The sequence below is a fragment of the Salinicola sp. RZ23 genome (assembly GCF_003206675.1).
In the GTDB taxonomy this organism is placed as follows: Bacteria; Pseudomonadota; Gammaproteobacteria; order Pseudomonadales; family Halomonadaceae; genus Salinicola; species Salinicola endophyticus.
Genome location: NZ_PZJK01000005.1, coordinates 134,983 through 149,046, shown reverse-complemented (window position 1 = coordinate 149,046; position 14,064 = coordinate 134,983). Strand labels below are relative to the sequence as shown.

10 protein-coding genes are annotated in these 14,064 nt (G+C 66.5%); 2 read left to right on the top strand and 8 right to left on the bottom strand.

What is annotated here, in order from left to right; all coding sequences use genetic code 11:
- Window positions 1–121: 121 nt before the first annotated feature.
- Entirely contained in the window at window positions 122–331 is a 210-nt protein-coding gene (rmf, locus tag DOM67_RS04445) for a ribosome modulation factor (protein WP_035471369.1), read from the top strand.
- 128 nt (window positions 332–459) lie between these two features.
- Here rmf and DOM67_RS04440 read toward each other — a convergent pair whose 3' ends face one another.
- From DOM67_RS04440 to DOM67_RS04410, 7 genes are all read right to left on the bottom strand, one after another.
- Window positions 460–1,491, bottom strand: a complete 1,032-nt coding sequence (locus DOM67_RS04440; protein ID WP_110674459.1) for a quinone-dependent dihydroorotate dehydrogenase — start codon at window positions 1,489–1,491, stop codon at window positions 460–462.
- A gap of 186 nt (window positions 1,492–1,677) precedes the next feature.
- The gene (locus DOM67_RS04435; protein ID WP_110674458.1) at window positions 1,678–2,778 is read right to left on the bottom strand and encodes a hypothetical protein; all 1,101 of its coding nucleotides are present in this window, start codon (window positions 2,776–2,778) and stop codon (window positions 1,678–1,680) included.
- 208 nt (window positions 2,779–2,986) lie between these two features.
- Entirely contained in the window at window positions 2,987–7,819 is a 4,833-nt protein-coding gene (locus DOM67_RS04430; protein ID WP_110674457.1) for an NAD-glutamate dehydrogenase, read from the bottom strand.
- A gap of 165 nt (window positions 7,820–7,984) precedes the next feature.
- Complete coding sequence (gene trmA, locus DOM67_RS04425) at window positions 7,985–9,109, bottom strand: tRNA (uridine(54)-C5)-methyltransferase TrmA (protein ID WP_110674456.1); 1,125 nt, start codon at window positions 9,107–9,109, stop codon at window positions 7,985–7,987.
- 10 nt (window positions 9,110–9,119) lie between these two features.
- Window positions 9,120–9,959 carry a glutamate racemase gene (gene murI / locus DOM67_RS04420; protein WP_110674455.1) on the bottom strand — a complete coding sequence of 280 codons (840 nt, stop codon included), beginning with the start codon at window positions 9,957–9,959 and terminating at the stop codon, window positions 9,120–9,122.
- Window positions 9,952–10,851: a LysR family transcriptional regulator gene (locus tag DOM67_RS04415; RefSeq protein WP_110674454.1), complete on the bottom strand. Its 900-nt coding sequence runs from the start codon at window positions 10,849–10,851 to the stop codon at window positions 9,952–9,954. Before DOM67_RS04415 ends, murI begins: the two co-directional genes overlap by 8 nt.
- Window positions 10,852–10,985: 134 nt before the next feature.
- On the bottom strand, window positions 10,986–11,534 hold the full coding sequence (locus DOM67_RS04410) for a hemerythrin domain-containing protein (protein ID WP_110674536.1): 549 nt from the start codon (window positions 11,532–11,534) through the stop codon (window positions 10,986–10,988).
- 445 nt (window positions 11,535–11,979) lie between these two features.
- Between DOM67_RS04410 and DOM67_RS04405 the strand changes: the two genes are divergently transcribed.
- Window positions 11,980–13,317 carry a replication-associated recombination protein A gene (locus tag DOM67_RS04405; RefSeq protein ID WP_110674453.1) on the top strand — a complete coding sequence of 446 codons (1,338 nt, stop codon included), beginning with the start codon at window positions 11,980–11,982 and terminating at the stop codon, window positions 13,315–13,317.
- An 84-nt stretch (window positions 13,318–13,401) separates the two neighbouring features.
- Here the strand turns inward: DOM67_RS04405 and lolA are convergent, their stop codons facing one another.
- On the bottom strand, window positions 13,402–14,043 hold the full coding sequence (gene lolA, locus DOM67_RS04400) for an outer membrane lipoprotein chaperone LolA (protein WP_110674452.1): 642 nt from the start codon (window positions 14,041–14,043) through the stop codon (window positions 13,402–13,404).
- Between the last annotated feature and the right edge of the window lie 21 nt (window positions 14,044–14,064).

The window sequence follows — 14,064 nt, the reverse complement described above, 5'->3', positions numbered from 1 at the left end:
ACGCATGCGTATGCCTGTCCGGACGTTTTCGCGGGCGGAGTCTTCTTTCGGCGAACGGTACGCCGTGGAGTCTCTGTGTTTTCCCAAAGGTGATGCACTTGTTCCGACAAGAGGCCATACGATGAAACGACAGAAACGTGATCGCAACCAGCGGGCATATCTGCACGGCTACAAGGCGGGGGTCGCCGGTCGCTCACGCGACGAATGCCCGAGCCAGGATATCAACCTGCGCGAAAACTGGATGAGCGGTTGGCGTGAAGGTCGCGGGGACCAGTGGGATGGCATGACCGGCGTGTCCGGTATCCACAAGAACCCCATGGTGATGACTTGAATAGCGGCCCGCGCCGCTGACGAGCATCGCCTCATCACACTCAAGGCCCGCACAGCGCGGGCCTTTTTGTTGCCACCGCCAGGGGCGCATCGACACGCCTCCCCGGTCAAGGCATCTGACCCGTGCGCTCAGGCAGATGCTGCGCTGCTGTTTCCGGTCGCGCGAATACACTCCCCGATCAGCTCCGGCCCGCGATAGATGAAACCGGTATAGAGCTGCACCAGATCCGCCCCCGCCTGGCACTTCTCGCTCGCCCGAACGCCGCTGTCGATACCACCGGCACCGATGATCGGCAGGGTCGGCAGCAGTCGGCGCAGCTCGCGCACCACCGCGGTCGAGGTGGCGAACAGCGGCGCCCCGGATAACCCACCCGCTTCGTGGGCATGCGGCGTACCGGTGACGTTCTCGCGCGATACCGTGGTATTAGTGGCGATCACCGCATCGATCTCGTTGTCGGCAAGCGTCCGCGCCACCAGCGCGATCTCCTCTCGGGTCATGTCGGGAGCGATCTTCACCGCCAGCGGCACGTGACGTCCCTGCTCCGCATCCAGCCGCACGGCCTCCTCCTTGAGCGCCCCGAGCAGGCTATCGAGATGCTCACCGAACTGCAGGTTGCGCAGTCCCGGGGTGTTGGGCGAGGAGATATTGACCGTGACGTAGTGCGCCGCGGCGTGGACCTTGCGCAGGCAGGTCAGGTAGTCGTCGACCGCGCGCTCAACCGGCGTGGTCAGGTTCTTGCCGATATTGATGCCGATGATCCCGCGGTAGCGGCTCTTGCGCACGTTGGCGACCAGCTGATCGACCCCCGTGTTGTTGAACCCCATGCGATTGATGATCGCCTGGGTCCCGGTCAGCCGGAACAGACGCGGACGCGGATTGCCCGACTGCGGCTTGGGCGTGGTGGTGCCCACCTCGACGAAACCGAACCCCAGCGCCCCCAGGGCGTCCAGATGCTCGGCGTTCTTGTCCAGCCCCGCCGCCAGTCCGATACGGTTGGCGAACGTCAGTCCCATCACCTCCACCGGTTCGCCCGAGCTGTCGGCATCGCCAAGCAGCCCCGACAGACGCAGCCGATGCGCCACATCCAGAGCGGTCAGCGTGACGCGATGTGCGGTCTCCGGCTCGAGCCGGAACAGCAGAGAACGAACGACGGGGTACATGGAGAAATCTCGTCGGTGGCAAAAGGGATCGACAGCGGCGAGCGAGTATATCCCAACTGGGGGTGGCGAGACGAACCGCACCCGCTCGAATGCCAGGTGACATTATCTGCCACCCTCCCATGACGCCGAAACCCGGCACAGGGCCGGGTTTCGATGCCTGGGGCGAGGCACGCCCCCAACTGTCGATCAGCGCGCGTCGAGCTGCTGTACGCGCAGGGTGTAGTTGTTGACCGAGTTCATCGCCGAACCGAACCGCTGGCCCTTGACCCAGACCCGATAGCGGCCGGGCTGGAGCACGGTCTCGATATCGAAGTTGCCATCGGCCAGCGAGCCTTCGTCACTGGCCACCGTGCGACCATCGGCGTCGAGCACCTTGGCCTGAAGGCGGAAACTGCCTTCGTGACCGGGGAAGGTCGAGCTGGTGACCGAGACCGTGCCGGCCTGGGCGACGTCGAAGGTGAGCACTTCGCCCTGCTGCAGCACTTTGATATCGGAAACGATCTCATCGAAGCTGCTCGGCAGCGGCGCCTGCTGACGCTCGCGGGCGGAGGCGCCGGTCGGCGCGCTGGCCTGCCCGGCAGTCGCCGGCTTGGACGCCGAGCCGGTATTGGCGGTGCCGAAGTCGGGGCCCTTGGGCGCGGCCTCGCTGGTGCCAGCGGTCGCGCCACCGGCAACCGCACTGGCCGCGTCACGTCCCGGCGCACTGAGCGTCGCCACATCGTCCTTGTCGTCGACGAAGGCGGTGGTGCGGCCACTGCTGCCGGGGCCACCGAACATGATGCCACCGCCATTGTCGACCCCGCCCTGGTCAGCGGTGATCACCTTGCCACTGGCGTCCAGCGCATCGACCTGGATGTTGAAGCTGTTACCGCCGGTCTTGGTGCTGCCGAACTTCTGCCCCGAGACCTGCAGCGTGTAGTTGCCCGGCTCGAGCCGCTGCTCCATCTCCAGGCCGCCGGTGTTGCCGAGCCCGCTACCCTTGGCCAGGACGTTACCGTTGGCGTCGATCAGCGTGGCCTTGATGCGGTAATCCAGGGATTCGCCGGGCAGAGTCGAACTGGTGAAGCGGTAGCGTCCGGCCTCGTCGACGGTGAACGGATGCTGCTGCACGCCACCGAAGAAGAAGCTCTGGCTACGGGCATCGGAGCTGGATTTGAAGAAGCTGGTCAGGTCGACCTTGGCGGCCGCGGCCTGCGCCTGCTTGAGCGCCTCGCTCTGGGCCATGGCGGGCAGTGCGGTGGCGACACCGACGGCCAGGATAAGGGTGGAAAACGCGCGATACTTCATGGGGCCTCTCTGCGTTGACTGCCTGCGGATCGCTGCAGCATAACAGAGGCGCTTGCCTGAACACCTTAACGGTTCTCAGGAAAGCGCCTGTGACAATGCGTGATGACTGGCCGGGACATCGGCCAGCGGACGATTCAAATCGCTTTTTCAAATCACTGTTTCAAGCCGGGGACCGGCGCGCGCGGGTACGCACCGGCCCGCCGCCACCTTAGCCGTCGCTCTCGCTCTCGGCAAGATCGACCAGTTCGCGAATGGCCACCGCGATCAGCGCGAAGCTCACCTGGGTGCCGGCATTGATCTCGCCCAGCAGCGCGTTCCAGCGCTCGAACAGCGGCGCGTGCTGCTCCTCCCAGCGGGTCACCCGCGCTTCCACCTCGCGCGGGGCATCGCTCATGCCCAGCACTTTCACCGTCAGCGCCAGTTGCTGGCGGTCGAGGTCGTCGCGGAACGTTTCCCGCGCCTGCATCTGCCAGCTGTCACGCACCTCGAGGGCATTGATCTGGCGCATCATCCACGGCAGCTCCAGCTGGTGGCCGATGGCGTAGTAGACCTCGGCCACGCGCTTGAGCTTCTCGCCACTGACACGCGCTGCCTGGATGATGCCGAGACCGGCATAGAGGCTCGGCGCGGCAGCCACCACCGCAGCCTGGGCCTTGGGCACCCCGGCTTCGACCAGCTCGTCGCGGCGCCCTTCCCAGGCCTCGCGTTCGTCGCCCTTGAGGCGGTTGCCGATGTCCTCCTGCAGCTGGGTCAACTGGGGCGCGAACTGCTCCACGCACTCCTTGACGCTGAGCGTGCCGCGATGGCGCAGGAACCAGCGCGTGGCACGCCGCATCAGGCGCATCAGATCGAGCATCATACGGTACTGGACCTGACTCTCGACCCGGTAGTCGAGCGCCTCGATCTGCTCCCACAGACGATTAAAGCCGAAGCTGTCGCGGGCGATCACGTAGGCCTGGGCAATCTCCAGGCGCGACGCGCCGGTGGAGTCGCGCAGCTGGCGTACGAAGGTGATACCCATGTGATCGACCAGGTCGTTGGCGATCTGGGTCGCGACGATCTCGCGCTTCAGCCGATGCTGGGCAAGATCGTCGGCGAACCGCTCGGTCAGGGTCGCCGGAAATGCCTTGGCCACGTGCTGCTGCAGCTGCGGGTCGTTGGGCAGATCGGCGGCGATCAGATCGCTCTTCAGCGTGCTCTTGGCGTAGGAGATCAACACGCTCAGCTCGGGCAGGGTGAGCCCACCGTCGGCGTTGCTGCGCTCACCGAGCAGCTCGTCGCTGGGCAGGAACTCGAGCTCACGATCGAGGCTGCCAGCAGCTTCGAGTTCGTTGATGAAGCGCCGGTACGGCCCCATCCCCTCCAGCGACTGCAGCTCGGCGAGCGACAGCGCCTGGGTCTGACGATAGTTGTCGCGCACCACCAGCTCGCCAACCTCGTCGGTCATCTCCACCAGCAGCTGATTACGCTGCTTCTCGGTCATGTCGCCGCGCTGGACGATCCCGTCGAGCAGGATCTTGATGTTGACCTCGTGGTCGGAGCAGTTGACGCCGCCGGCGTTGTCGATGAAGTCGGTGTTGACCCGAATCCCCTTGGCCGCGGCTTCCATGCGCCCGCGCTGGGTCAGGCCCAGGTTGCCGCCCTCGCCGACCACGCGGCAGTTGAGCTCGCGGCCATCGATGCGCAAGCCATCGTTGGCCTTGTCGCCGACATCGGCATGGCTCTCGTCGTGGCCCTTGACGTAGGTGCCGATGCCGCCGTTCCAGATCAGATCCACCGACGACTTGAGCATGGCGTTGATCAGGTCGTTGGGCGACAGCTTGTCGGCCTGAATGCCGAAGGCCTTTTTCATCGGCGCCGAGATGGCAATCGACTTGGCATCACGCGAGAAGACCCCGCCACCATCCGAGATCAGCCCCTCGTCGTAGTCCGACCAGCTCGACCGCGGCGTCTCGAACAGGCGCTTGCGCTCGGCGAACGACTTGGCCGCATCCGGCGTCGGGTCGACGAAGATATGACGGTGGTTGAAGGCGGCGACCAGACGGATCTTGTCGGAGAGCAGCATGCCGTTGCCGAACACGTCGCCGGCCATGTCGCCGATACCGAGCACGCTGAACTCATCCTTCTGGGTGTTGAGGCCCATCTCGCGGAAGTGCCGCTTGACCGACTCCCAGGCGCCGCGGGCGGTGATCGCCATGCCCTTGTGGTCATACCCCTGGGCACCGCCGGAGGCGAAGGCATCACGCAGCCAGAAGTCATACTCCAGCGAGATCGCGTTGGCGTAGTCGGAGAAGGTCGCGGTGCCCTTGTCGGCGGCGACCACCAGGTAGGGGTCGTCGGGATCGTGGCGCACCACCGCCTGCGGCGGCACCACGTCGGTACCATCGAGGTTGTCGGTGATGTCGAGCAGGCCGCGGATCAGCAGGCGGTAGCACTCGATGCCCTCGGCCTGGATGGCGTCGCGGTCACCATTCTCGGGCATGCGTTTGCAGATGAAGCCCCCCTTGGCACCCACCGGCACGATCACCGAGTTCTTGACCTGCTGCGCCTTCATCAGACCCAGGATCTCGGTGCGGAAATCCTCGTTACGGTCGGACCAGCGCAGGCCGCCGCGGGCGACCTTGCCACCGCGCAGGTGGACCCCCTCCATGCGCGGCGAGTAGACGAACACCTCGAACATCGGCCGCGGCTTGGGCATGCCCGGAACCTTGCTCGGCTCGAGCTTGAACGAGATGTACGCCTTGGCGCTACCGTCGTCCCCCGGTTGGAAGTAGTTGGTCCGCACGGTGGCCTGGATCAGGTCGACGTAGCGCCGCAGCAGCAGGTCGTCATTGAGGCTGGCCACCTGATCGAGCAGCGCATTGAGGTCGTCGACCGCCTCCTGGCAGCGGCTGTCGCGGTCGCCGTCCAGATCCGGGGCAAAGCGCAGTTCGAACAGCCGCGACAGACCGCGGGTGATATCCGCATGCGCGGCCAGGGTGTTGGCGATGTAGTCCTGCGACAGCCCGATGCGCAGCTGCTTGAGATAACGCGCGTAGGCGCGCAGCACCGCCACCTGCCGCCAGCCGAGGCCGGCGCCGATGATCAGCCGGTTGTAGGCATCGTTTTCGGCGTCTCCCACCCAGATCCGGGTGAAGGCGTCGATGAAGTTGTCGCGCATCGCCTGCAGATCGACCTCGCCGGCGCCGCGGTAATCGAAAGAGACGTCATGAATCCAGTAGGTCTGGTGCTCGGTATCGATATGATATGGGCGCTCGCTGATCACCCGCAGCCCCAGATTCTCGAGCACCGGCAGCATGTCGGAGAGCGGAATCGGAGAGTCGGTATGATAGAGCTTGAGATTGACACTATCGGCGGTGTTCTCGGCCAGATGATAGAGGCTGACCCCGATCGGCGCGCCGTCGTCGAGCCCGCTCAGGTGGCGGATGTCGTTGGCTGCGGTGCGCGCCGAGAAGTCGTCACGGTAGCCGCCGGGAAAGGCGTCGCGGAACACCTGTGCCTGGCGGTTGCCTTCCTCTTCACCCAGGCTCTCGATCAATGCACCGTGCAGATCCTCGCGCCAGTTACGCGCCAGGAAGATGACCTTCTTCTCCAGCGCCCGGCGGTCGAAGGCCACCGGCTCGTCGCCGTTGAAGCGCAAGGTGAACTGGATGCGCGCCAGCACCGACTCCGAGAGATAAGGGTTGAAGTCGGCGAAGGTGGCGTCGAGTTCATCGCACAGCAGGTTCTGGATGCGCAGACGGAGATCGGTGGAGAAGATGTCGCGCGGGACGAACACCAGGCAGGAGTAGAACTGGCCGCAGCGATCTTCGCGGATGAACAGGCGCACGCGGCGGCGTTCGCGGATATTGAGAATGCCGAAAGCGGTCTGGCTCAGCTCCTCGATGGTGCTCTGGAACAGATCGTCGCGCGGGTGCACCTCGAGAATCTGCAACAGCAGCTTGCCGTTGTGGCCCTTGGGGTTGACCCCGGCGGCGTCGATCACCGCCTGCACCTTGCGCCGCAGCACCGGCACCGAGCGCGGTGACTCGTTGTAGACCAGCGAGGTGAACAGCCCGAAGAAGCGCCACTCGCCGATCACCTTGCCCTGCTTGTCATGGCGGGTGATGGCGATGTGATCGGGATAGGTCGGCCGGTGCACCAGCGCATGGTGGGCACTCTTGGCGAAGCGCAGCAGCGCCGGCATGGGGCCCGGCTCCTCGTCGGGCTCGAAGCGCACCGACTCCTGATAGCGCGGCTCGTCGAGCTTGAGCACCCCCAGCTCGCTGCCCTCGACCCGCGTCTCGCGCGCCTTGGCGCCGCTGCCGGAGAGCCGGCTCTCGGCGAAGCCGAGGAAGGTGAAGTGCTCGTCGAGCAGCCACTTGAGGAACGCCACCGTCTCCTTCTGATCCGCCGCGCTCACCGAGGCGGGGCGCTGGGCCTCGACCTCGGCGATCACCTCGCGCAGCTTGTCGCACATCGGCTCGAAGTCAGTGACCGCGGTGCGTACGTCACGCAACACCTCATGCAGGCTCTGCTCCAGGCCATCCAGTGTCGCCGTATCGCTGTGGCGATCGATCTCGATCAAAATCAGCGACTCGCGCGACGCCGGCGCCTCCTTGGCCCGCGGCCCGGTGATCTTCACCGCGTGGTGGCGGGCATCGCGCTCGACCGCCAGCACCGCATTGTGGATCGCATGCAGGGTCAGGCCGCGACGGTTGAGTTCCATACGCACCGAATCGACCAGAAACGGCATGTCCGGGTGCAGCACCGAGACCACGGTGTGCGGCGACTGCCAGCCGTGCTCTTCGAAGTTGGGGTTGAAGATGCGGACCTTGGCATCGCTGGGATCGAAGGTGCGCATGAAGTGCCACGCCGCGAGCGTGGCACCGTAGACATCGTCCAACTGGCGGTCGGCCGCCTCCTCGAAGGGCGCCGTGGCATAGAGATCCTCGGCGAAGGCGGTGATCCGCTTCACCTTCTCCTCGGGAAGTCGCTTCGCCAGCTTCTCCCGCAGCTGCTCCAGAAACTCCGTCTTTCCTTCGATCGCGACGTGTTGCATCTATCACCTCGGCTGGCACCGGCCGTCGATATGGCGGCCGCATTCACATGGTGCGAAGCTTACGCCAGCGCCCGAGGGCGCCCTATCCACTTGAAGCTTCGTTATGGCGCATGTCGCTTACGCATCATGACACCCACCATCCGACGCCGGTGCGACTTGACAAATTCAGGCCGTCTCGCGGCGCTCGAGCACGACCCCACACTCGCAGTGGTCGGTCCAGGGAAACTGGTCGAACAGCGCCATCCGCGTGATCCGATGCGTCTGGGTGAGCTGCGCCAGATTGACCGCCAAACTGTCGGGGTTGCAGGAAATATAGACGATTCGCGGGTACTCCATCAGCGGCGCACAACTGGCGGCATCGAGACCGGCCCGCGGCGGGTCGACCAGCACGGTGGAGAAGTCGCATGCATCGAGGGCCATCGCGGCCACTCGTCGCCCCTGCTTCTCTCCGGCCAGCGCCTGGGCGAACTCCTCCGCCGACATCCGCGCCACGTGCACGTTGTCGATCCCGTTGGCGGCGAGGTTGGCCTGGGCCGAAGCGACCGAGGTCCGTGAGATCTCGGTGGCCACCACGCGGCGGAAGTTCTCCGCCAGCGCCACGGTGAAGTTGCCGTTGCCACAGTAGAGCTCGACCAGGTCGCCGACGCTGCTGCGTGTGGCATCCCGCGCCCAGCCGAGCATGGCGCGGCAGATCTCGGCGTTGGGCTGGGTGAAGCTGTTCTCCACCTGCTGATAGTGGAGCTCGCGCCCTTCGACCGTCAGGCGCTCCCACACGTGATCGCGCTCGAGCACCAGGCGCTGCTTGCGCGAACGCCCGATCAGCGCCACCCCCAGCGTCGCCTGCAGCTCGCGGGCACGCTGCTCCCATTCGGCGTCCAGCGGCTTGTGATAGATCAGCGTGACCAGCGCCTCACCGCTGAGCGTGGTCAGAAATTCGACCTGGAACAGCTTGCGCCGCAGCGTGGTGTCGTCGCGAATGGCCTCCAGCAGCTGGGGCATCAGTGCATTGATGCGCTCGCCAGCGACCGGAAATTGATCGACACGCACCACCTTCTGGGCCACCCGGCCCTTGTGCAGCGGGGCCTCGGGGTCGGGTTCGAACATGGCGTAGTAGAGATCCTCCCCTTCGTGCCAGAGGCGGAACTCGGCGCGCATGCGGTAGTGCATCGGCGGCGAGGCGAAGACCTCCAGCGGCGGCGGGTCGAAGGCGGCGAACTGCTGCTCGATCCGCGCGCGCTTGGCCGCGAGCTGGGCGTCATAGCGCGCCGGGTCGATGGTGGTGATGACCACGAAAAACTCCTCAATCGATAGCAGAAATAGCAGTGTCGGCGGGCACCGCGGCGACGGCCGGCAGAGGCCGCGGCGGGGCGAAGCCGAAGCCGGCCAGCGCCGTGGCCAGCCCAGTGGCGTCGGCGCCGGTCGCCCAGCTGGTGCCGGTCGTCACCGCGGGCAGCGTGGCCGCCGGCGCGGCCAGGGGCACGACATCCAGCACCTGCCCCAGGCGGCGCGCGATCGCAGCACCCGAGTCGATCCAGCGGATCGGCCGCGGCGCCAGCGCTTCGAGCTCGGCGCGCAGCAGCGGAAAATGGGTGCACCCCAGCACCACCGTGTCCAGCGCCGGCTCGCGCCACAACGGCATCAGCGCAGCGGCCAGCGCCTCGGCGTCGAGCGCGGCGCCAGCCAGCTTGCGCTCGGCGGCAACCACCAGGGCATCCGCGGCGACGCCGACGAGCCGGCAGTCGGCGGCGAAATCGGCCACCAGCCGCTGCAGATAGGCACGGTTGAGGGTGGCAGTGGTCGCCAGCAGACCGATCACCCGCGAGCGGCTGGTCTCGCCGGCGGTCTTGATCGCCGGCACCGTACCCACCACCGGAATCGCCAGCCGCGCGCGCAGCGCCTCCAGCGCCAGCGTGCTGGCCGTGTTGCAGGCCACCACCAGCGCCCGTGGATGGCTCTCGGCACACGCCGCCAGGCATACCTCGACGATCCGCTCCACCAGCCAGGCATCGGGCTTGGTGCCGTAGGGCAAGGCGGCGTTGTCGCAGACATAGTCGAGGCCGAGTTGGGGCAGCCAGCGCCGGATCTCGGCGCTGACCGAGAGCCCACCGACACCGGAGTCGAAGATCAGCGCATCACGCATGGGCCGGGCTCCCGGCGAAGTGGGTCAGCAGCGTCTCGATCAGTGCGCGCAGGCGGGCCGGCATGAAGTCGCGCTCGGCGTAGAGCAGGTGGACGTCGAGCGCGGGGATCGGAAATGTCTCGAGCAGGCGCACCAGGCGCCCCGCCGCCACCTCGGGCTCTCCCAGGAAGGCGGGCTTGACCACCAACCCCATGCCCAGCGCCGCGGCCTCGATCAGCGCGCGCCCGTTGTTGCACGCAAGCGCCGGACGAAACCGCACCCGCTGCGGCTCGCCGTCGACCTCGAAGGTCCACTGCGGCCCCTGACGTGCCAGCGTGTAGTGGAGACAGCGGTGATGCTTGAGCGAGCGAGGGTGATCGGGGGTGCCGTGGCGATCCAGATAGTCGGGGGCACCGTAGAGGTAGCACGGCATGCGCATCAGCGGCCGGGCGATCAGGCTCGAATCCTCGAGCGCGCCAATCCGCACCACCAGATCGTAGTCCTCGGCCAGCAGGTCGACGTGACGATCCTCGAGCACCAGCTCCAGGGTGACCGCCGGATGCGCCTGTTCGAAGGCTTCGAGCACCACCATCAGCGCCTGCGCGCCGAAATCCATCGGCGCCGACAGCCGCAGGCGACCGCGAATCTCGCCGCGCTGTTCGCCCAGCCCCGCCTCCAGCTCGTCGAGCTCATCGAGCAGCCGCGCGGTGGTGGTCAGATAGCGCTCACCCTCAGCGGTCAGCTGTAACCGCCGAGTGGTACGCGCCAGCAGGCGCACCCCGAGACTCTCCTCGAGGCGCGATATCTGCTTGCTGACCATGGCGTTGGACACGCCCAACCGGCGAGCGCCGCCGGCAAAGCTGCCGGCCTCGACCACGGCCCGGAACACCTGCATCGCCTGTAGCCGATCCATCCCGGCCCCCTCTCGCGCTTTAGGGCGACCATTCTACGCAAAGCGACGACGATCGCGCAGTGCGATCGTCGTCGAAGGATCGCGCCGTGCGATCGTCTGGGCATCGCGCCGTGCGGGCCGGCGGCCCGCCACGCTCAGGCGTCGAGGGGGGAAGGCGCGTCACGGAACTCGGAGTAGAGCTCCGGGTAGGCCTCCTGCAGCCGTGACAGCTCGGACTCTGCCTGGGGCGGCATCTCGGCTGCCAGGCGTGTCAGGTCATCATCGTCGAAGTGCTCGCGGATCAGCGGGAACAGCTCCTCGCGTTCGGCACGTAGATAGGCGCGGTGGGCCTCGAGATAGGCGCGCAGATCCTCGGCGAACTTGTCCATCGGCATCACCCCATCCATCAGGATCATGTCGATGTCGCCGGAGAGACGCATCAGCTGCTCGTGGAGATGCTGATAGTCCTCCGCCAGCCGTGCAAACAGCGCATCGGTGTCGCTGGCCCGACTGGAGAGTTGCTCGCGGCAAATGCGCTCCAGCGGAATGGTGAAGCCGCTCATGTAGTCGAGAATGTAGTCCACCACCTCACGAATCAGGCGGAAATTGGGGCGTTCGCCATCGGCGAGCGTCTTGTGCTTGAGGTGCAGCACGTGGAGCAGACGCGCCATGTTGGCGTGATCCTGGCGCAGTTGAGTCAGCATGGGCATGGGAGTTCTCCTGTCCGTGCAGCGGCAATGACGACGAGCGTGAAGTGGCGAGACTGGAATCCAGCGTGCCGAGACCTCAGTGTAGCGGCACTCGATGGCCGCCGTGTAGTGCTGCAGTGTAGCGCCGTCGCGTCGGCCACGTGACCCGCCGCGACTTTATTCGACGGCCCCCTGAACTGCCGAGCGAACGGTGCCGAAGCACTCGATCCGCGGTGGCCATACTGTCTCGGGGCGCACTTGGGTAGAATCGACGACGTGCCGTTCGCAGTGCCCCGGCGCCACCAGGCATGGCTCGCGGGCACAGGCGCGACCTGCGCCGCGAGCGGCCCTCGAATGTCTTACCCTAGCGGGTTTGGGAGAGAAAGCCCTACGCCTTAAGTCGCGATTGGCGTAGTGAAATGTACCCGCTCGTTGCCGAGCGCAAACTGGAAGTACGCCGATGGACCTCTTTGCCGATAGCGCCCCCCAGGACAATGCGCCGCTCGCCTACCGCATGCGGCCGACGCGTCTCGACGACTATGTCGGCCAGGAAGCGCTGGTCGGCCCGGGCAAGCCGCTGCGACGCATGGCCGAGAGCGGCAGTGTGCGCTCGATGATCCTGTGGGGCCCGCCGGGCGTGGGCAAGACCACCCTGGCCGATATTCTCGCCGAGGCGTCGGGTGCCCGGCTCGAAAAGCTCTCGGCAGTCATGGCCGGGGTCAAGGATATCCGCGCCGCGGTGGAGCGGGCCCAGGAGGCGCAGCTGCGCGAGCGTCAGACGCTGCTGTTTCTCGACGAGATCCACCGCCTCAACAAGAGCCAGCAGGATGCCCTGCTGCCGCACGTGGAGTCGGGCTTGTTGACGCTGATCGGCGCCACCACCGAGAACCCCTCGTTCGAGGTCAACTCCGCGCTGCTGTCGCGGGCCCGGGTCTACGTGCTCAAGGCGCTCGACGAGCAGGCGCTGATCACGGTGATCAAGCGCGCCCTGGGCGATGCCGAGCGCGGCCTGGGTCAGCGTGACATTCGCGCCAGCGACGAGGCCCTGGCGATCCTCGCCCGTGCCGCGGCGGGTGACGCACGGCGCGCCCTGGGGCTTTTGGAAACCGCCTGCGACTTCACCGGCCGCGACGACCATGGCGAAACCCTGGAGCGCGATGCCGTGGTCGAGGTGATCGGTCATCAAGGGGCGGCCTTCGACAAGCAGGGCGAGCACTATTACGACCTGCTCTCGGCGATCCACAAGTCGATACGCTCATCGCGGCCCGACGCCGCCTTGCTCTACATGGCGCAGTTCATGCGTGGCGGCGGCGATCCGCTCGACGTGGTGCGTCGGCTCACCGCGATCGCCTCGGAGGACGTCGGCAATGCCGACCCGCGTGCACTGCCGCTGGTGATCGCGGCCTGGGATGCCTATCTGCGTCTGGGCGACTACGAAGGTCAGCGCGCCATCGCCCACGCCGCCATCCATCTCGCCACCGCGCCCAAGAGCAACCGCGTCGATCAGGCCTGGGCCCAGGCCAAGGCGTTCGTGGCCGAGCAGGCCGATCTCGAGGTGCCAGTCTATCTGCGCAATGCGCCGACCCAACTGATGGCGTCGCTGGGCTACGGCGAGGGGTACCGCTACGCCCATAGCGAGCCCAACGGCTACCCCGCCGGCAGCGCCCACGACTGCTGGCCATCGGCGCTACCCAAGGCCAGTTTCTACGTGCCCAGCGAGTTCGGCCAGGAGAAGCGCTATCAGCAGATGCAGGCGTGGCGTGACGAACTCGACCGTGAGGCCGATCGCCAGGCATGAGCCGACAACCCGTCGCCAGTGGACGGCGACGGGCCGTTGGTGAGTCGAGCGACAGGCGCGGCCCGCTGGACGGGCCGCGACGGCTCAGGGCGTGGCGGGTGACTGCTCGCGGATGACGTCCGCGCTGGAGGGGATCTCGAAGCGGAACTTGGCCGGGTCGATGTTGCCATTGACCTCGGCATGGTCGAACTTGATCGCGGTGCGCTGGCCGGTGCTGTCGGTCATCTGCAGCATGCCCAGCTTCTCGCTGTAGAAGGTCAGCTTGAGCTGCTCGAACAGGGTGTCGTTGGCCTTGGGCTTGAGCGTGAAGGTCTCGCCGGTGCCCTGCTGCTGCCCCGTCACCTCATAGTTCTGTGCCAGCTCCGAGGCACTGCCGGAGAGCAGCAGCGCCGGCGTGTGGGTGACGCGATCATCGAGCGGCTGGATCGTGGCCTGCTCGAGGTCGGGATCGTAGAGCGTCACCTCCTGGCCGTTGGAGACCACGATCTGGCGGTAGGGCTCGTTCACCTCCCAGCGGAAATGGCCGGGACGCGACAGCCACATGTGGCCGCTGGTGTCCTGCAGGCTGGAGCCCGAAGCGTCCAGAATCTGCTGATCGAAATCCGCGGAGTAGGTCTTGAGCGGCTCGAGCAGCCGGGTCAGGCGTTCGACCGAGGCCGGGTCGGCGTGCGCCGCCTGGGTGGCCAGCAGCAGTGCAGCGGCAGCCAGGCTCTTCATCATACGCATGGGCATTCCTTGTCTGAGTGC

Excerpts from the sequence above, each read along its gene's own strand:
- rmf (WP_035471369.1), top strand. The coding sequence starts at position 122 with ATGAAACGACAGAAACGTGATCGCAACCAGCGGGCATATCTGCACGGC.
- DOM67_RS04440 (WP_110674459.1), bottom strand. The coding sequence starts at position 1,491 with ATGTACCCCGTCGTTCGTTCTCTGCTGTTCCGGCTCGAGCCGGAGACC.
- DOM67_RS04435 (WP_110674458.1), bottom strand. The coding sequence starts at position 2,778 with ATGAAGTATCGCGCGTTTTCCACCCTTATCCTGGCCGTCGGTGTCGCC.
- DOM67_RS04430 (WP_110674457.1), bottom strand. The coding sequence starts at position 7,819 with ATGCAACACGTCGCGATCGAAGGAAAGACGGAGTTTCTGGAGCAGCTG.
- murI (WP_110674455.1), bottom strand. The coding sequence starts at position 9,959 with ATGCGTGATGCGCTGATCTTCGACTCCGGTGTCGGTGGGCTCTCGGTC.
- DOM67_RS04415 (WP_110674454.1), bottom strand. The coding sequence starts at position 10,851 with ATGGATCGGCTACAGGCGATGCAGGTGTTCCGGGCCGTGGTCGAGGCC.
- DOM67_RS04410 (WP_110674536.1), bottom strand. The coding sequence starts at position 11,534 with ATGCTGACTCAACTGCGCCAGGATCACGCCAACATGGCGCGTCTGCTC.
- DOM67_RS04405 (WP_110674453.1), top strand. The coding sequence starts at position 11,980 with ATGGACCTCTTTGCCGATAGCGCCCCCCAGGACAATGCGCCGCTCGCC.
- lolA (WP_110674452.1), bottom strand. The coding sequence starts at position 14,043 with ATGCGTATGATGAAGAGCCTGGCTGCCGCTGCACTGCTGCTGGCCACC.